The 17288-nt window shown below is 73.0% G+C and carries 15 protein-coding genes; 12 read left to right on the top strand and 3 right to left on the bottom strand.

The features are described 5' to 3' along the window. The first annotated feature begins 24 nt into the window (after positions 1 to 24). The 9 genes from ABT324_RS18340 to ABT324_RS18300 all read left to right on the top strand — a co-directional run bounded on the left by ABT324_RS18340 (position 25) and on the right by ABT324_RS18300 (position 11294). Positions 25 to 552: a DUF3558 family protein gene (locus ABT324_RS18340; protein ID WP_351178485.1), complete on the top strand. Its 528-nt coding sequence runs from the start codon at positions 25 to 27 to the stop codon at positions 550 to 552. A 39-nt stretch (positions 553 to 591) separates the two neighbouring features. Continuing rightward, on the top strand, positions 592 to 2076 hold the full coding sequence (locus ABT324_RS18335; RefSeq protein ID WP_351178482.1) for a PPE domain-containing protein: 1485 nt from the start codon (positions 592 to 594) through the stop codon (positions 2074 to 2076). Between the two features lie 76 nt (positions 2077 to 2152). Beyond that, positions 2153 to 2941: an ESX secretion-associated protein EspG gene (locus ABT324_RS18330; RefSeq protein ID WP_351178479.1), complete on the top strand. Its 789-nt coding sequence runs from the start codon at positions 2153 to 2155 to the stop codon at positions 2939 to 2941. A gap of 73 nt (positions 2942 to 3014) precedes the next feature. Next, on the top strand, positions 3015 to 3629 hold the full coding sequence (gene cobO, locus ABT324_RS18325) for a cob(I)yrinic acid a,c-diamide adenosyltransferase (protein ID WP_351178476.1): 615 nt from the start codon (positions 3015 to 3017) through the stop codon (positions 3627 to 3629). Continuing rightward, positions 3626 to 4981 carry a cobyrinic acid a,c-diamide synthase CobB gene (locus ABT324_RS18320; RefSeq protein WP_351178473.1) on the top strand — a complete coding sequence of 452 codons (1356 nt, stop codon included), beginning with the start codon at positions 3626 to 3628 and terminating at the stop codon, positions 4979 to 4981. The genes cobO and ABT324_RS18320 overlap by 4 nt, the downstream gene beginning before the upstream one ends. A 261-nt stretch (positions 4982 to 5242) precedes the next feature. Continuing rightward, positions 5243 to 6598: a precorrin-4 C(11)-methyltransferase gene (gene cobM / locus ABT324_RS18315; RefSeq protein ID WP_351178470.1), complete on the top strand. Its 1356-nt coding sequence runs from the start codon at positions 5243 to 5245 to the stop codon at positions 6596 to 6598. Between the two features lie 157 nt (positions 6599 to 6755). Beyond that, on the top strand, positions 6756 to 7958 hold the full coding sequence (gene cbiE, locus ABT324_RS18310) for a precorrin-6y C5,15-methyltransferase (decarboxylating) subunit CbiE (RefSeq protein ID WP_351178467.1): 1203 nt from the start codon (positions 6756 to 6758) through the stop codon (positions 7956 to 7958). 88 nt (positions 7959 to 8046) lie between these two features. Beyond that, positions 8047 to 9798: a bifunctional cobalt-precorrin 5A hydrolase/precorrin-3B C(17)-methyltransferase gene (locus tag ABT324_RS18305; RefSeq protein ID WP_351178464.1), complete on the top strand. Its 1752-nt coding sequence runs from the start codon at positions 8047 to 8049 to the stop codon at positions 9796 to 9798. Positions 9799 to 9863: 65 nt separating this feature from the next. Continuing rightward, positions 9864 to 11294 carry a pyridoxal-dependent decarboxylase gene (locus ABT324_RS18300; RefSeq protein WP_351178461.1) on the top strand — a complete coding sequence of 477 codons (1431 nt, stop codon included), beginning with the start codon at positions 9864 to 9866 and terminating at the stop codon, positions 11292 to 11294. Here the strand turns inward: ABT324_RS18300 and ABT324_RS18295 are convergent. Beyond that, positions 11229 to 11819 (bottom strand): hypothetical protein, encoded by a 591-nt coding sequence (locus ABT324_RS18295; RefSeq protein WP_351178458.1) that lies wholly within the window; start codon positions 11817 to 11819, stop codon positions 11229 to 11231. The two genes, ABT324_RS18300 and ABT324_RS18295, sit on opposite strands and share 66 nt — an antisense overlap. Positions 11820 to 11950: 131 nt before the next feature. On the opposite strand from ABT324_RS18295, the gene ABT324_RS18290 reads away from it, so the two are divergent. Both ABT324_RS18290 and ABT324_RS18285 read left to right on the top strand, forming a co-directional pair. Beyond that, the gene (locus ABT324_RS18290) at positions 11951 to 13750 is read left to right on the top strand and encodes a sensor histidine kinase (RefSeq protein ID WP_351178455.1); all 1800 of its coding nucleotides are present in this window, start codon (positions 11951 to 11953) and stop codon (positions 13748 to 13750) included. Beyond that, positions 13735 to 14373 (top strand): response regulator transcription factor, encoded by a 639-nt coding sequence (locus ABT324_RS18285; protein WP_351178452.1) that lies wholly within the window; start codon positions 13735 to 13737, stop codon positions 14371 to 14373. Before ABT324_RS18290 ends, ABT324_RS18285 begins: the two co-directional genes overlap by 16 nt. Here ABT324_RS18285 and ABT324_RS18280 read toward each other — a convergent pair. Then, a complete protein-coding gene (locus ABT324_RS18280) occupies positions 14363 to 15268 on the bottom strand; it encodes a DMT family transporter (RefSeq protein ID WP_351178449.1) in 906 nt (301 codons plus the stop codon). The genes ABT324_RS18285 and ABT324_RS18280 overlap by 11 nt on opposite strands. A gap of 91 nt (positions 15269 to 15359) precedes the next feature. On the opposite strand from ABT324_RS18280, the gene ABT324_RS18275 reads away from it, so the two are divergent. Beyond that, positions 15360 to 16232, top strand: a complete 873-nt coding sequence (locus tag ABT324_RS18275; protein WP_351178446.1) for a LysR substrate-binding domain-containing protein — start codon at positions 15360 to 15362, stop codon at positions 16230 to 16232. Between the two features lie 103 nt (positions 16233 to 16335). On the opposite strand, the gene ABT324_RS18270 is transcribed toward ABT324_RS18275, so the two are convergent. Further along, positions 16336 to 16605, bottom strand: a complete 270-nt coding sequence (locus tag ABT324_RS18270) for a DUF1876 domain-containing protein (protein WP_351178443.1) — start codon at positions 16603 to 16605, stop codon at positions 16336 to 16338. Positions 16606 to 17288 lie beyond the last annotated feature (683 nt).

The raw sequence follows: 17288 nt of genomic DNA, 5'->3' as shown, positions 1-17288 counted from the left end.
GGGATTGTCCAGGTGCGTAGGTCGTTGTCACGTCCGCTGGCGGCAGGTGTGCTCGGGTTTGTGATTGTGGGAGTGGCGGCTTGTGGGTCGCCGGGCAGTAGCGGGTCCGAGCTCGAGCAAGGTGGATCGAGCGAGGTCGCGTCGCCGAGTAGTAGTTCAGCAGAGCCAGTCGATCCCTGCCAGGCGGTTGCGTCAGGTGATGCCGCTCAGCTCGGTGTTGAAGGTAGTGGCGAAGCTGAAAATCTCAGCAGCTCCCGTACGTGCACCTGGAAAATCTCTACTGGAGGAGTATTTTCCGTCACTGCTGACGACAAGTACTCGGTTGATGAGCTGAACCTGTCGAACGGTCGAGTGGAAGAAGCTTCACTCGGTGGCATGGCTACCAAGATCATTCGTGAGAGCGTTGGACCAGGGGACTGTGCCGTCGTCTTCGACAGCTCTCCGTCTAGCTCGATCCAGATCGATGTTGTCGTGCCGCGTGATACGGAAGCGGCGTGCCAGCTTGCGCAGAAGGCGACTCCGCTCGTTGCGAAGAACCTCGTGAACGACTGAAAATCCATCCCAGAACTGAAAATACGTACAGGGGGAGTCATGACGTCGCCACCGAGTGGCGGTAACGAGTATATCGCTGATTACGAGCATCAGGCGTACCAGCAGGGGAAGAAGGAGTACTCGGGCGTTTCCGACATGCCGATCTTCGGCGATGTCATGTCGCAAGCGTTGTCGCAGGCCTACGCGAAGAAAGAGGCTGCGCAGTACGGTCAGCAGCAGGCACGGGCGTTGTCTGTTGATCAAGAGCTCCGTGAAAAACCCGGGAAACTGGGTAACACCCACTACCTCTCCTTCGAGCACAAGGAGATGGACCGGTTCGTCAAGGAGAACTTCGATCCCACCGAGGTGCATGATGTCGGCCGCATTTACCACGGTCACGGCCAGGACCTCTTGGAGGTAGCAGAAGAATATCGACGTGCGGTCGAGAAGACCGAGGAGACCTGGCAGGGTGAGGCTGGGGATGCCATGCGGGCGCACGTCACGCAGTTGGCCGAGCACATGTCGCACTCCGGCAACGCCGCGCAGTTGACCGGGAACCAGATCGGGTTGCAGGCCGAGGCCGGGGAGCGGGCGAAGAACTCGATGCCCGAGGTCATCGAGTTCGACATGAAGCAGGAGCTCAAGAACTACTTCTCCGACCCGAACCCGTTCACCGCGATCAGCCGGGCGAACGACATCATGGAGAAGCAGGAGAAGAGCCAGGCCGCGCACGCCGAAGCCGCCCAGGTCATGTCGACCATGGAGGGCGACTTCGGGCAGGCCGCCGCGCAGACCCCTGCCTTCGTGCCCGCTCCGCGGGGGCCGGAGGAGGTCGGGCAGCCGCCGGAGACCCGGCAGCCGATCGGCTCGATCAACCCCACCACCAACATCTCCAGCACCCCCAACAGCACCCCGTCGAGCACCCAGTCCGCCTGGACCACGCCGACCTCGCCCGGCAGCCCGTCGGTGCCCTCGCCCCCGGGCGGGTCGAACCCGCCCTCAATTTTCCCGAGCACGACGAACCCGGTGTGGCAGCAGAACCCGGTCGGTGGCGGGACCGACACGCGGTGGAACCCGCAGACCGGCAAGTGGGAGCGGCGCAACCCCTACAACGGGAACTGGGCGCCGCTGCCGCCCAACCAGCAGCGGCCCGCGCCCGGCGGCGGTACGGGACGTCCGAACGGTCCCGGTGGGGGCGGGAGCTTGGCGCGGCCCGGTGGCGGTGGCGGCGCCGGTGGCGGTCGGCTCGGCGGCATCGGCGGTGGCGGTGTCGGCGGCGCGGGCAACCAGCTCGGCGCCGGTGGCCGAGCCGGGGTCGGCGGGCTCGGTGCCGCGGGTACCGCCGGGGTCGGCGGGAGCGGTTCCGCTGGTGGCGCCGGTGCTCGCGGCGGTGCCGGGATGGCCGGTGCCGGTGCCGCGGGGCGCGGTCACGGCGGCAAATCCGAAGAGGACAACGAGCACGAGAGCAAGTACGTGCTCGACACCGACGAGGCCTGGGAAGACCTCGGGCTGCCGAAGGCCGCACCGCCAGTTTTCGGCGAGTAATTCCGAGAAATCTGCTCGACCCCCGGGAAATCGGTGAATTTCCCGGGGAGTCGACGCGCGCCCACAGGGGGAATGGATGAACGGTTCATTCACGCTCTCCGCCGAATCGGTGGACATCCTCAGCGAGGACTTGCGGCTGAACCTGCGGCAGTTCCCGTTCGAGATCCCGCACTTCTGCCCCACCCTCGACGAGCGGGCCCGGCTCCGCCAGGACGTCTGGTCCGAGCTGGAGCGGCGCCGCCTCGCCGACCGCGGTCGGGCCGAACCGGAGCTGGAGCAGGCGTTGCAGCTGCTGCACCGGTCCCCGGTCGCGGTGGCGGTGACCTCCTACGACGGCCGGACGAACGCCGTTCACCGGGCGCGGGTCGTGGCCTCCGGGCGGGCCGGGGTGGTCGCGGTGCAGGACGAGCGGGGGCTGCGGGTCGAGGAATTCGACGTCCGCGGCCTCGCGCAGGTCTGCGTCGGGCTGCTGCCGGACGTGCCCGCGGGCAAGCTCGAAGCGGGCACCATCTCCACCACCGCCGAGCAGCGGCCGCAGCCGGAACCCGAGGCGGAGCCGGACTCGTGGCTCGGTGCGGTGGCGCCGAGTTCCTCCGGGCGCGGCGGCGGCGACATGCGCAAGGTGGAGCGGATCATGGCGCTGCCCGTGCACTCCGTCGGCTACTTCGTGGTGACCGGTGTCGACGCGGGCGGCCAGCAGGTCCGGCTCCCGGCGATCGGCTGGCGGGACACCGAGGAGGGCCGCTACAGCGTCACCACCCGCAGCAACCACGACGGCCAGCGGTGGAACACCTTCAGCCCGGCGGACAAGTCCCGCCTGGCCCGCTACCTCGACGAACAGCTGGGCGCGTTCCGCCAGCGCTGACTCCCGGCGGCGCACGGCACCTCCGGCACCGAGTGATTCGGGCCGGGGGCGGCTCGCCAGATAGGGTTCTGGCATGCCGCAGGGACAGCCATCCACCGTGCCGAACGACGGACTCACCACCCGCCAGCGCCGCAACCGACCGCTGGTCGTGGTGCACACCGGGGAGATGAAGGGCAAGTCCACCGCCGCGTTCGGGCTCGCGCTGCGCGGCTGGAACCAGGGCTGGTCGATCGGGGTGTTCCAGTTCGTCAAGTCCGCGAAGTGGCGGGTCGGCGAGGAGTCCGCGTTCCGCGCGCTGGGGCGGCTGCACGAGCAGACCGGCGAGGGCGGCCCGGTCGAGTGGCACAAGATGGGCGAGGGCTGGTCCTGGGCGCGCAAGAAGGGCAGCGAGGAGGACCACGCAGCCGCCGCGCTCGAGGGGTGGCGCGAGATCGCGCGGCGGATCGGCGAGCAACAGCACGGGATGTACGTGCTCGACGAGTTCACCTACCCGTTGCACTGGGGTTGGGTGGACGTCGAGGAGGTCGTGGCGACGCTGCGCGACCGGCCCGGCCACCAGCACGTCGTGATCACCGGCCGGTACGCGCCGCAGGCGCTGCTCGACGCCGCCGACCTGGTGATGGAGACGACCAAGGTCAAGCACCCGATGGACGCCGGGCAGAAGGGCCAGAAGGGCATCGAGTGGTGACCTCTTCCCGGCACGCGCGGGTGGTGCTGGCGGCTCCCGCTTCCGGGCAGGGCAAGACCACGGTGGCGACCGGGCTGCTCGGGGCGCTGCGGCGCCGCGGCACCGATGTCGCGCCGTTCAAGGTAGGCCCGGACTATATCGACCCGGGTTACCACCGGATTGCCGCCGGTCGGCCGGGTCGCAACCTGGACCCGGTGCTGGTCGGCGAGCAGCGGATCGCGCCGCTGTTCCGGCACGGCGCGGCCGAGCTGTCGGTGGTGGAGGGCGTGATGGGGCTGTTCGACGGCCGCATCGGCCCGGGCGGGGGCTTGGCGGTCGGGTCGACCGCGCACGTGGCGGAGCTGCTCGACGCGCCGGTCGTGCTGGTGGTCGACGCCCGGGGGCAGAGCCACAGCCTCGCCGCGCTGCTGCACGGTTTCCGCAGCTACCGGCCCGAAGTCCGGGTGGCGGGCGTGATCCTCAACCGGGTCGGTTCGCCGCGCCACGAGCAGGTGCTGCGTGACGCCGCCGACGCCGCTGGGCTGCCGGTGCTCGGTGCCGTCCCGCGCGCCGCCGACCTCGCCGTGCCGTCCCGGCACCTCGGGCTCGTCACCGCCGTCGAGCACGGTGCGGAGGCGGTGCGGGCGGTGGACGCGATGACCGAGGTCGTCGCCAGCTCGGTGGACCTGGACGCGGTCGCGGAGATCGCCCGGTCGGCACCGGATCTGCCCGGACCGGCCTGGGACCCGCAGGAGGAGGTCGTCCCGCAGGGTTCGCCGGTGGTCGCGGTGGCCGGTGGCCCGGCGTTCACCTTCGCCTACACCGAGCACGTCGAACTGCTCGAAGCCGCTGGCGCCGAGGTGGCCGTCGTGGACCCGCTCAACGACGAGCGACTCCCCGAGCGCACCGCGGGTTTGGTGCTGCCAGGTGGTTTCCCGGAGCAGCACGCCGCCGAGCTGTCCGCGAACTCCGCGCTGCGGCGGGAGATCGCTGCGTTCGCCACCAGCGGCGCCCCGGTGCACGCCGAGTGCGGCGGGCTGCTCTACCTGGCGCAGGAGCTCGACGGGCACCCGCTGTGCGGGGTGCTCGACGCGCGGGCGCGGATGTCCTCGCGGCTGACGCTCGGTTACCGGGATGCGGTGGCCGCTGCGGATTCCGCCCTGTTCGCCGAGGGGGCACGGGTGAGCGGGCACGAGTTCCACCGCACCGTCCTGGAGCCCGGTCACGGCCCGCGAGCCGCTTGGTTCTGGCGGAGCGGGACCGCGCAGCGCGAGGGTTTCGTCGACCACGGGGTGCACGCTTCGTACTTGCACACCCATCCGGCCGGGCAGCCCGACTCCGTCGAGCGGTTCGTGGCGCGGTGCGCGCGGTGAGGTTCCCAGCGCGGCTGGAGGAGGGGTTCGGGACCCACCGCTGGAGCGGCCTCACCGGCGGTGACAGGAGCTGTGCGGGACGTGACCGCGCTGCGGGGCTGGGTGCGCCCACGCGGTACGGTCAGGGCCTGCGAAGGCGGGCGGCGGCTCGGTGAGTTGCGCGCCGCGGGCGCCCCGCCCGCCTGATGTGTCCGAAGTGGACGGCGCGCCGGAGCTGTCCGCGGTGTTGGTGCTTCCACCCCGAGGCGGAAGAGGAGAGCAATGGTGACTGGCCGGATCTCGTTCATCGGTGCCGGACCGGGCGCGGCCGACCTGATCACGGTCCGCGGCGCGCGGCGGATCGCCGAAGCCGACGTCGTGGTGTGGTCCGCGAGCGTGGTCGCGCCGGAGTGCATCCAGGAGCACGCCCGCGGCGACGCCGAGCTGGTCGACTCCTCCCGCCTGACCCACGAGCAGGCGCTGGAGGTCTACCGCCGCGCCGAGCGGGACAAGCTCAAGGTGGTCCGCGTGCACTCCGGCGACCCGTCGATGTGGAGCTCCGTGCAGGAGCAGCACGACGCGTGCGCCCGGATGAACGTGGAGGTCGAGATCGTTCCCGGCGTCCAGCCGTTCTCCGCGGCTGCCGCCGCGATCGGCCGCGAGCTGACCGCGCCGGAGGTCGCCCAGTCACTGGTGGTGACCCGCCTGGAGGGCGGCCGGACGCCGACGCCCGTGGGCGAGGAGGTGCGCGAGTTCGCCAAGCACGGCACCACGATGGCGCTGTTCCTGTCCGCCTCCCGCACCGCCCAGCTGGTCGAGGAGCTGCGCGCCGGTGGCTACCCGGACGACACCCCGGTGCTGGTCGCCTACAAGGTCACCTGGCCCGACGAGATGCTGGTGCGCACCACGATCGGCGAGCTGGAGAAGACCGTCAAGCAGCGCAAGCTGTGGCGGAACACGCTGTTCATCGTGGGCAAGAGCCTCACCGGCAGCGGCCCCCGCTCACACCCGTACCACTTCCATACCTACCGCCGCGCGGAGTCCTCGCCCCGGCGCACGATGCGCCCCAGCGCCTCGCGCCGCCGCAGCACCGAGCCCGGTGCGCGCCGCAGCACCGAGCCCAGCGCTGATCCCGGTGGGGCGCGCGGAGCCGAGGCGGAGCCGCGCGATGCCAACGGCGTCCGGGCCTCGGACGTGGCCTGGTGGGCGGTGCGCGACTGGCAGGAGAGCGCCCGCGGAGCCGCGCGAGCAGCGGCGACCCGCTCGGCCCGGCGCGTGGACGTGGCGCAGTCGCAGCTCTTCGCCGCGGACGGGACCGACCCGGTGCCCGCAGCGGCGCCTGAGCCCGTCGCCGTGAGCGAGCAGCCCGCGCCAGCGGCGGAACAGGCTGCCGAGGCGGCGCCAGCCGAGGCGGCACCCGCCGAAGCCGCCCCGAAGTCGCGGCGGACCTCCGCCGCCAGCACCACGACGACCAGAGCTACCGCGAAGGCCACCCCGGCGAAGCGGACGACCAAGACCGCGAAGTCGACCGGCACCGGGACCACCGCGGCGAAGCGGACCAAGTCCACGACCGCGGCAAAGCCGAAGACCGCGGCCAAGCGCAAGCCCCCGGCGAAGGCGGACCAACCGGACGACTGAGCCCGTCCGATTTGGACGTGGCGGTCCGGTCGGCGTGGTGCGCGCCGGTCCCGGACCCGGTGGCAGCAGTATTGGAGCAGTTCAGCGAGGAGTGCGGCCGTCGGTCGCGGGCGCCGGTCCAGCCCGCGGTCGCGGTCGCCGAGGCGAGGTGGGTGACGTGGCAGTCACGGTGATCGGGATCGATGGCGGCGCCCTGCCCCAGGGCGCGGCGCAGGCGCTGGAGTCGGCGCGGCTGGTGGTGGGTGGCAAGCGGCACCTGGACGCGCACGCGCCCGAGCACGCGCGCAGGTTCGAGCTGGGGCCGCTGGAACCGGCGCTGAACGCGCTGTCCGCGCTGTCCGGCGACGAGCACGGCGTGGTGCTGGCCTCCGGTGATCCCGGGTTCTTCGGCGCCGTGCGCGCGCTGCGCGAGCGCGGCATCCGGTGCTCGGTGCTGCCGTCGACGTCCAGCGTGCAGCAGTTGATGGCCCGCGTCGGCCGGTCGTGGGACGACGTGGTGGTGGTCAGCGCCACCGGCCCGGACCTCGCGCGGGCGGTCAACGTCTGCCGCGCCCGCCCGGCCGTGGTGGTGCTGACCACCGCCCCGAAGGCCGGTCCGGCGCAGATCGGGTCCGGGCTGACCGGGTGGCGGCGCACCATGGTGGTCGCCGAGGACCTGGGCGGGCCGAACGAGTCGGTGGTCACCGTGGACCCGGCGGAGGCGGCCAGGCGGACCTGGCGCGAGCCGAACATCGTGCTGTCCCTGGCCGATCTCGACGACGTGCCGCACCGCGGCTGGATCGCCGGTGGTGAGCCGGTGCCGCCGGCCGCCGGCTGGGCGCTGCCGGAGGACGAGTTCTCGCACCGCGACGGTGTGATCACCACGGCCGAGGTGCGGGCGGTGGCGCTGTCCAAGCTGGCACCGCGCCCGGGAGCGCTGGTGTGGGACGTCGGCGCGGGCTCCGGGTCGGTGGCCGTGGAGTGCGCCCGGTTGGGGGCGGCGGTGATCGCGGTGGAGTCCGACGAGGCGCACGCGGTGCGGCTGGTCACCAACGCGGCCAGCCACGGCGTGGACGTGCGGGTGGAGGAGGGCGAGGTCCCGCAGGTCCTGCGCGAGCTGCCCCGACCGGACGCGATCTTCGTCGGCGCCGGGGGCAGCGACGTGGTCGCGGCGTGCGCGCACGCCGGAGCGGCCCGCGTGGTGGTGGCGCTGGCGGCGCTGGACCGGATCGCCCAGACCCGGGAGGCGCTCCGCACGGCGGGCTACGAGGTCGAGGGCGTCCAGCTCGCCGCGGCCCGCCTCGCCGAGCTCCCCGACGGGACGTCCCACCTGGAAGCGGCGGACCCGGTGGTCCTGGTCACCGGTCGCAAGAAGCAGTGACCCCGGGATTCCCGCCGGAGCTGCCAGGCCGTGCGGTGGCACCTGGGAGCATGCGGTGGAGGGCAGTCCACCAGACAGGGGAGAAGCAGTGATCGGTCTGTTCGCGGTGACCGCGGCGGGACGGCGGGCGGCCGCCGACCTCGCCGCACGGCTCGGCCCGGACGCGGTCGTCGCCGACGGGCCGGTCGGGGCCGCCGTGCGGCGCCTCTGGGACCACCTCGACGCGGCGGTGTTCTTCCTGGCCAGCGGGGCCACCGTGCGGTTGGTCGGGCCGCTGCTGCGCGACGAGCGGACCGACCCGGGCGTGGTCTGCGTCGACGAGGAACGGCGCTTCGCGATCGCGCTGGCCGGGGCGCAGGCCGGTGGTGCCAACGCGCTCGCCGAGCAGGTCGCCGACGTGCTCGACTGCCAGCCGGTGGTCACCACCGCCTCCGACGGCTCCGGCACCACCCCGCTGGACGAACTGGTCGAGCAGCTCGACGCCACTGTGGACGGCGACCTGGTGCGGTGCGGGTCGGCGGTGCTCGACGGCCTGCCGGTGCGCCTGGTCAACCCGCACGGCTTCCCGCTGCCCGCCCTGCCGCCGAACGTGTCCCCGGACGTCGAGCTGCCGCTGTGGACGGTGGTGATCGACGACCGGCGGCCAACCGAGGTGGAGGAGCGGACGCTGCGGTTGATCCCGCGCACGCTGGTGGTGGGCGTCGGTTCGGCCCGCGGGGTCTCGCGCACCGCGGTGACCGAGACCATCGCCCTGCTGGACAGCGAGCACGGCCTGGACCCGCGCGCCATCCGCGCGGTCGCCAGCGTGGACCGCAAGGCCGACGAGGCCGGGATCCTGGAAGCGGTGCAGGACCTCGGGTTCTGGCACTCCGCGGGCGGCGGTGAGGAGCTGTCGCTGCTGACCTACCCGGCCGAGGTGCTGGCCGACGTCGAGGTGCCCCACCCGAGCGCGGTGGTGCGCGCCGAGACCGGTTCGCCGAGCGTGGCGGAGGCGTCGGCGCTGCACGCGGGTGCGGAGCTGGGCTACGGGGCGCCGGTCGAGCTGGTCGCGACCAAGATCAAGGGCGACGGCGTGACGGTGGCCGCCGCCCGCATCCACCCCAGGGGCAGGCTCGCCCTCATCGGCCTCGGCCCCGGCGCGGCGGACCTGCGGGTGCCGCGCGCGGACGACGAACTGCGCCGCGCCTCGGTCGTGGTCGGCCTGGACCAGCACGTCGACCAGGTGCGGCACCTGCTGCGCCCCGGCACCGAGGTGCGGGCGACCGGGGTCGGCGGAGAGGACGCCCGCGCGGTCGAGGCGGTCGAGCTGGCCCGCGAGGGGCGGGCGGTGGCGCTGATCGGTTCGGGCGACACCGGGGTGCACGCGATGGCGAGCCCGGCGCTGGAGCGGGCGGACGTCGACATCGAGGTCGTCGGGGTGCCGGGGGTGACCGCGGTGCTGGCGGCCTCGGCCCTGCTGGGCGCGCCGCTCGGCCACGACCACGCGTTGATCAGCCTGTCCGACCAGCGCGTCCCGTGGCAGGTCATCGAGCGCCGGGTGCGCGCGGCGGCCGAGGCCGACCTGGTGGTGTGCTTCCACAACGCGCGCTCCGAGCAGCGGAGCTGGCAGCTGGCCCGCGCGCTGGAGATCCTGGCCGAGCACCGCCCGGCGACGACCCCGGTGGGCGCGGTCCACCGCGCGACCCGCACCGGCCAGCACGTCTGGTGCGCCCCGATCGGCGAGTTCGACCCGACCGAGGCGGGCACGGCCACCACGGTCGTCGTGGGTTCCTCCCAGTCCACAGTGGTCGGCCACCGCATGGTCACCCCGCACACCTACCACTGGATGGCCACCGACTGACCCGGTCCCCGGCAACGGTGGTTCTGCGGGGGTGTTGGTGGGAGGCTGGCCGGGTGGGTGGGCACATGTCGCCGGAGGAGTTCCGGGCTTGGGGCAGGCAGGTCGTCGATTGGGTTGCCGACTACTACGCCGGGATCGAGTCGCACCCGGTCCGGTCGCAGGTGCGGCCCGGGGAGGTCCGGGCGCAGCTGCCCGCGCACCCACCTGAGGAGGGCGAGTCGTTCGAGGCGGTGCTGCGGGACCTCGACGACGTGCTGCTGCCCGGGGTCACGCACTGGCAGCACCCCAGCTTCTTCGCCTACTTCCCGGCCAACGCCAGCGGACCCGCGATCCTCGGGGACCTGCTCTCCAGCGGGCTCGGCGTGCAGGGCATGGTGTGGGCGACCAGCCCGGCCTGCACCGAGCTGGAGACCGTCGTGGTCGACTGGATGGCCGAGCTGCTCGGGCTGCCCGAGCACTTCCGGACCGACGCGGTCGGCGGCGGCGTCATCCAGGACTCGGCGTCGAGTGCCGCGCTGGTGGCCTGCTTGGCCGCGTTGCAGCGGGTCAGCGGTGGTGCGGTGGCCAGCGGGGGGATCACGCGGCGGCACACCCTCTACGTCTCCGAGCACACCCACTCGTCGTTGGAGCGGGCCGCGCGCATGGTCGGCATCGGCGCGGACAACGTGCGAGTCGTCGACGTCGACCCCGGCACCCTCGGCATGGACCCGGCGCACCTGGACGCCCTGGTCGCCGAGGACCTCGCCGCCGGGGCCGTGCCCACCCTGGTGTGCGCGACCGTCGGCACCACCTCGACCACCGCGGTCGACCCGGTCCGCGCCGTCGGTGAGGTGTGCCGGGCGCGCGGGGTCTGGCTGCACGTCGACGCGGCTTACGCGGGGGTGGCGGCGGTGTGCCCGGAGTTGCGCTGGATCAACGACGGCGTCGCCGAGTTCGCCGACTCCTACTGCACCAACGCGCACAAGTGGTTGCTGACCAACTTTGACTGCGGCCTGCTGTGGCTGGCCGACCGCGGACCGCTGGTGGACGCGCTGTCGATCCTGCCGGAGTACCTGCGCAACCCGGCCACCGCCTCCGGCGAGGTGATCGACTACCGCGACTGGCAGGTGCCGCTGGGCAGGCGGTTCCGGGCGCTGAAGCTGTGGTCGGTGCTGCGCTGGTACGGGGCCGCTGGGCTGCGCGAGCACATCCGCTCCGGGGTGGCGCTCGCGCAGGAGTTCGCCGGGTGGGTGCGCGACGACCCGCGCTTCGAGCTGCTGGAACCGCACCCGTTCGGGCTGGTGTGCTTCCGGCCGCGGTTCCCGGATCTGTCCGCGGAGCAGGCCGACGAGCGCACCCACCAGCTGATGGAATCGCTGAACGAGTCCGGTGAGCTCTACCTGACGCACACCAGGGTGGGCGGTCGGGTGGTGCTGCGGTTCGCGGTCGGATCACCGCAGACCGAGCGTCGGCACGTGCTCGCCGCGTGGGAGCGCATCCAGGAGGCGGTCGGCTGACCGGCCCGCGACCAGCGCGTACCCGACCAGCACGAGCAGGTGCGTGGGCCGTTCGCCGGCGCTGGCGGCGTGCAGCGCCTGGACCGCCGCGCCTGATGCGGTGAGGTGGGATCCCGTGACCAGGCCGGGGACCAGGGCGATCGCGGCGAGCACCGGTCCACCGGCCGCCGCGCACAGCAGGCCGACGGAGAGCACTGCCAGCGCGGCGAGGGAGCCGGCGATCAGCAGCGCGGACGCCTCCTCGGACGTGGTCGCGGACGCTGCGGCGGTGAGCACGACCGCGAACGCGACCAGCAGGTGCGCGGTGAACCGGGCGACCGGGTCGGGGCCGGGCTTCGCGGCGAGGGCGATGCTCGCCGTGGTCAGCGCGGTGCCGGTGGCGACGTCGCCGAACGCGGCCAGCCCGCAGAGCGCGATCAGCGGGCTGCGGGCCAGGGCAGCCAGCTGCGCGGCCGTGCGCCCGGGTAGGTCGCAGGTGCGGAACTCCGCCCGGGGCCGCGGTTCCCGGTAGGTCGGGGTGGACATGCTCGTGACGCTAGGCTCGCACCGGACCTGCTGGAATGCGGTTGGTTCCCGGTTCGGGGTGGAGGTAGCTCCACCCCCGCTCGGGAACCAGCTGCAAGGTCAAGACCGCTGTCGCGCAACAGAATTGGGCCATGCGAATCAGAACTGCTGGGCGGGGCTTGGTGCTCGCGCTGCTGGCGCTGCCCGGGCCGCTGCTGTTCGTGGCCTACACGACGGGCCCCCTCCTCTCCATGCTGGGCCTGTCGTTCCTGGGGGAGCGGCTCGTGCGGTGGTGCCGGGCCGCGGTCGACCTGAGCCGTCGGCTGGCCGGTGACTGGTGCGAGGCGCCGGTCGCGTCGTCCTACCACCCGGCCCCGCCCGACCCGCAGCCCGACGCCGAGGGCTGGTACCGGCACGACCGGATGGTCTACCGGACTCCCCGCGTGCCCCGGTACCTGCAGCGGGTGGAGTGGGTGGCGGAGGACCCGGCGACGGGCCGGGACATGAGCTGGCTGCTGCTCAACACGGTCGTCGGCCCGGTACTGGGGCTGCTGGCGGTGGTCGGTGGGCAGCCGGTGCTCCGGCTCCACGGGCGGTGGACCCGTTCGAGGTTGGGCCCGGTCGAGCCGCGTCGCTGGCAGCTGTGGGTCAACGGGGCACTGCGCGACCTCTGGCGGTTGGCGCTGCTCGCCCTGCTCGCGGTGGTGAACTCGGTCGGCGGAGTGCTGCTGGTCGTGTCGTTCGTGCTCAGCCACGTGGCCGGGCTGAACCTGTGGTGGCCCCGGTGCAACGAGGGCGCGCAGTGGCTGGCCGGGGTGGGGCGGAAGCTGGCCGGGAAGTGGTCGGGTGTCCCGGTCGAGGAGCTGTACCAGCCGGTCGTCGAGCCGGTGCCCACCGCCGACGGCCTCTACCGGGCCGGTCGGGAGCTGCGCTCCTCGCCGCGCCCGGCGCTGCGCCGCGCCCGCTACCGGCGCACCATGACCGACCCGGCCACCGGGCGCGACCTGCTGTGGCTGCTCGGCGACGGACCGGTCACCGCGCTGCTGCTCGTGCCGGTGGCCGTGCTGTCCTGGACCTTCCTGTGGGGGCTCTGGATCCCGTTCTGGGTGTGGGTCGGCCACCTCTTCGCCGAGTTCGGCTCGCCGTGGGAGCAGGTGTGGGCGCCGGCGAAGTGGCTCGCGGAGACCCCGCTGATCGGGATGCCGCTGGGCCTGCTGGCCGGTGCCGGGGTGCTGGCCCTCGCCCCGGCCCTGCTGCGCCTGCACGGCCGCTGGGCGCAGCTGCTGCTGGCACCCACCAAGCGCGCGGAGCTGGCGCAGCGGGTCCGGCGACTCGCCGAGACCCGCGCCGACGCGACCGACGCCGAGGACGCCCAGCTGCGGCGCATCGAGCGCGACCTGCACGACGGCCCGCAGGCCAGGCTCGTCGCCCTCGGGTTGAAGCTCTCCGCCGTCGAGCAGCTGGTGGACCGGGATCCGCAGCGCGCCAAGGAACTGCTGGGCGAGACCAAGGCCGACTCCGGGCGCACCCTCGCCGAGCTGCGGGCCCTGGTCCGCGGCATCCGGCCCCCGGTGCTGACCGAGCGCGGGCTGGTCGACGCGGTCCGCGCGGTGGCGCTGGACCTGGTCGTGCCGATCGAGGTCGAGGCCGACGTCCCGGGCCGGTGCCCGTCCGCGATCGAGGCCGCCGCCTACTTCGCCACCCTGGAACTGGTCACCAACGCCATCAAGCACGGCCGGGCGGAGACGATCCGGGTCGAGCTGCGGCACGCCGACGAGGTGCTGCGGGTGGTGGTCACCGACGACGGCGTGGGCGGTGCCGACCCCGAGCTCGGCGGTGGGCTGACCGGAATCCGCCGCCGCATCGGTACATTCGACGGAACCCTGCACCTGAGCAGCCCGGCCGGTGGACCGACCGCGGCGACGATGGAGATCCCGTGCGCGTTGTCCTAGCCGAAGACCTCTTCCTCCTGCGGGACGGGCTGAGCACCCTGCTCACCGCCCACGGCTGCGAGGTCGTCGCCGCGGTGGAGACCGGGCCGGAGCTGGAGCGGGCGCTGGTCGAGCAGCGCCCGGACGTGGCCGTGGTCGACGTGCGGCTGCCACCGACCCAGACCGACGAGGGGCTGCGGGCCGCGCTCTCCGCGCGGCGCGAGGTCCCCGGCCTGCCGGTCCTGGTGCTGTCCCAGCACGTCGAGCAGCTGTACGCGCGGGAGCTGCTGGCCGACGGCGCCGGTGGTGTAGGCTACCTGCTCAAGGATCGGGTCTTCAACGCCGACCAGTTCCTCGACGCGGTGCGCCGGGTCGCCACCGGCGGCACCGCGATGGACCCGGAGGTGATCGCCAAGCTGGTCGCCCGCCGCACGACCCCGCTGCAACGGCTGACCCAGCGGGAGAACGACGTGCTCGCGCTGATGGCCGAGGGCAAATCCAACGCGGCGATCGCGCAGCAGCTGGTGATCAGCGAAGGCGCGGTCAGCAAGCACATCGCGAGCATCTTCGGCAAGCTCGACCTGGCCAACTCGGAGGACACCAACCGCCGCGTGCTGGCCGTCCTCGAATACCTCAAGCCGTGAGCGCAGGCGCCTCGGCCTGCGGCGCGGGCCGGTCCGGGCGGGTGCCGAGCACGCAGGACGCGGCGCCGAGGGCGATGCCGAGCACCGCCGCGACCGTCGGGGTCTCGCCGAGCAGTGGCCAGGCCAGCAGCGCGGCGACCGGCGGAACCGCGCTGAACAGCGAGGCCGCCCGGCTCGCCCCGCCGACGGCGACCGCCCGCAGGTAGCAGGTGGTGCCGAGCACCGACCCCGCCAGCACCAGCCACGTCAGCACGGCGGCGGCCCGCGGCCAGTCCGTGACCTGGCCGTGCTCGAAGAGCGCGATCGCGCCGACTGCGGCAGCCGCCGCCGCGGACTGCACCGCGCCGCCGGACCGCGGGTCGACCGGGCCGCAGAACCGCTGCTGGTAGAGCCCACCCGCGGAGAACCCGAGGAGCCCGACCAGGGCCAGCAGGATTCCCGGGTTCAGCGTGCCCTCGGCGAGGACCTCGCCGCCGAGGGTGACCGTCACCGCGATCACGCCGAGGACGAGGCCCGCGAGCCGGGTCCGGCTCAACCGCTCCCGCAGCAGCACGGCCGCCAGGGCTGCGGTGAGCACCGGGTTCATGGCGATCACCAGGGCGGTCACCGACGCCGGGACACCGACGCTCATCGCCCCGTAGCAGCCGCCGAACTGCGCGCCGTAGGTGAGGACGCCCGCGACAGCCGTGTGTCCCAGCCGCCCGCCGCGCGGCCAGGTGGAGCGGGAGATGACGGCGATCGCCGAGAGCAGCCCGGTGGCCGCCACCAGGCGCACGGTGGTCAGCAGGAACGGGGGAGCGGCGGCGACCCCCAGCTTCCCGGTGGGGAACCCGCTGGCCCAGATGAACACGATCGGCGCTGCCAGCGTCAGCGGGATCGAGTGCGCGCGCTTCATGATCCCAGGTTCACCGCCGACACCCGGCCGCGTCCAACGATGATAAGTGATCGCGATCGATCGCTGTTGCTGATCGGTTATGGTTGGGCGCATGAGCGCTGTGCTGGACGTCGTCGCGCTGCGGAGCCTGGTCGCGGTGGCCGACTGCGGTGGGTTCCACCGGGCCGCAGCCGCGTTGTCGCTGACGCAGTCCGCGGTCAGCCAGCACGTGCGCAAGCTGGAGCGGGTGGTCGGCCGGAAGCTGGTGGGCAGGGAAGGGCGGCAGGCGAGGTTCACGCCGACCGGCGAGCAGCTGCTGGCCGAGGCGCGGCACATCCTCGACGTGCACGACTCGGCGCTGCGCCGCCTCGACGCCGAGGAACCGCGCACGCTCGTCTTCGGCTCCACCGAGCACGCGGCCGACCGGCTGCTGCCCGAGCTGGCCACCCGGCTGCGCGCGGCCTTCCCGGCGTGGGAGGTGCGGTTCCGGCTCGACCGCACGGCCCGGCTGGCCGACGCCGTCGACCGCGGCACCATCGACATCGCGCTGCTGATCGACTACCTGGACAGCAGGCCCAACCGCGAAGCCGGGCAGTTCCGGCTGGAGTGGTACGCCGCGCCGGACTGGGAGCCCCCGGCACCGGACGAGCCGCTGCCGATGGTGGTCTTCGACGAGCCGTGCGTGACGCGGCGGCTCGCGGTCGGCGCGGTGACCGGCCTGGGCAGGCAGCCGGACCTGGTGTGCGAGGCCGCCGACCTGGCCGGGGTGCTCGCGGCGGTGCGCTCCGGGCTGGGCGTGGCGCTGCTGCCGTCGGCGAAACCGCGCCTGGAGGGGCTGGTCGTCCGCGACGACCTCCCCCAGCTCGGACCGGCCCCACTGCGCGTCCGAGCCCGCCCAGGCCTCCCCGACGACGTCGCGGACCTCGCCGCCCAAGCGGTCCACGAGGCCCTCGAAGCACACGCCGCGTGCGCGCCCCCTAGCTAGGCGCCGACGTCGCGTGCGCGGGCTGTTGTTGGGTGCTGGGGTCGCGTGCGCAGCCCTTTGCTGGGCGCCAGGGCTTTCCCTGGCGCCGGGCTGAGGTGTGGGATCAGGCGGGCAGGTGCACGCGGCGGTGCAGGCGTTCGCCGATGTCCTTGGCCGCGTTGTCCAGCAGCTTGTGGGCCAGTTCGAACAGGGCGCGGGCGATCGCGATCTCGTCGCCGATCTGCGGTACCTCCGGGTCGTCCGGGTGACGTCGCGCGGTGCCGTGGCCGTGCAGTGCCTGACCGGCCGGAGTGGTGAATCCGACGTCGGCGGTGGTCTTCGCACCCGCCTCCACGACCTGCAGGTTCAGCGTGATGGTGTGGGTCTCGTTCATGATCGCCTCCTGGTCCCCGTCGCCCGCGGCTGCGAGCCCTTCAGGTCGCCGTAGCCCCAGCATGCGCGCGCAACCCACCACGCGAAAGACCGATATTCACCCATCCGAGCTACCTCCCCGGCCCCCTCCGCACGTTTCTCCACAGCGGTTCCCCGAAACCGCACCGCACCAAAGCCACGAGCCAGCACTTCAATCGCAACTGCACCTGAGCTCGCTCCCTGCGATCCGCAACTGCGATGGATGGTGAGCTCTGGTCACCTAGTCACCGAACCGGCCTGCTCAGATCGCCCGGGGGTCGTGAGTGCGAAACGGGGTTGGAACACTGTTACGCACTCACGACCCCTGACCTGCGGTGGTGAGCGCCGCGCCGTCGTGGAGTCGCGGAGCGCCCGAGCCCATGTTCCCCGCGCCGATTACTCACGGCGTCTCGCGAGCGCGGGGTCCGCAGTTCCAGTCGGAGCTGCAGGTCGTGGGGATCTCTGCGACGGAGTCGGCTCGGCCTTTGGGGGCGCGACTCAGGTTCAGGGTGGGGGAGTTGCTCATCTTGTCGCTGCATCGGCTCCGCTCGGGTCGTCCGGGGGTCGTGAGTGCGAAACGGGGTTGGAACACTGTTACGCACTCACGACCCCCGACCAGCGGTGGTGTGCGCCGCGCACTGCTGGGAGGTCGCGGGGCGAGATCGG

This window comes from Saccharopolyspora sp. NPDC000359, from assembly GCF_040300525.1.
GTDB lineage: Bacteria > Actinomycetota > Actinomycetes > Mycobacteriales > Pseudonocardiaceae > Saccharopolyspora.
This window is presented reverse-complemented; position numbering and strand designations above follow the sequence as displayed.

Excerpts from the sequence above, each read along its gene's own strand:
- ABT324_RS18335 (WP_351178482.1), top strand. The coding sequence starts at position 592 with ATGACGTCGCCACCGAGTGGCGGTAACGAGTATATCGCTGATTACGAG.
- ABT324_RS18330 (WP_351178479.1), top strand. The coding sequence starts at position 2,153 with ATGAACGGTTCATTCACGCTCTCCGCCGAATCGGTGGACATCCTCAGC.
- cobO (WP_351178476.1), top strand. The coding sequence starts at position 3,015 with ATGCCGCAGGGACAGCCATCCACCGTGCCGAACGACGGACTCACCACC.
- cobM (WP_351178470.1), top strand. The coding sequence starts at position 5,243 with ATGGTGACTGGCCGGATCTCGTTCATCGGTGCCGGACCGGGCGCGGCC.
- ABT324_RS18300 (WP_351178461.1), top strand. The coding sequence starts at position 9,864 with ATGTCGCCGGAGGAGTTCCGGGCTTGGGGCAGGCAGGTCGTCGATTGG.
- ABT324_RS18295 (WP_351178458.1), bottom strand. The coding sequence starts at position 11,819 with ATGTCCACCCCGACCTACCGGGAACCGCGGCCCCGGGCGGAGTTCCGC.
- ABT324_RS18290 (WP_351178455.1), top strand. The coding sequence starts at position 11,951 with ATGCGAATCAGAACTGCTGGGCGGGGCTTGGTGCTCGCGCTGCTGGCG.
- ABT324_RS18280 (WP_351178449.1), bottom strand. The coding sequence starts at position 15,268 with ATGAAGCGCGCGCACTCGATCCCGCTGACGCTGGCAGCGCCGATCGTG.
- ABT324_RS18275 (WP_351178446.1), top strand. The coding sequence starts at position 15,360 with ATGAGCGCTGTGCTGGACGTCGTCGCGCTGCGGAGCCTGGTCGCGGTG.
- ABT324_RS18270 (WP_351178443.1), bottom strand. The coding sequence starts at position 16,605 with ATGAACGAGACCCACACCATCACGCTGAACCTGCAGGTCGTGGAGGCG.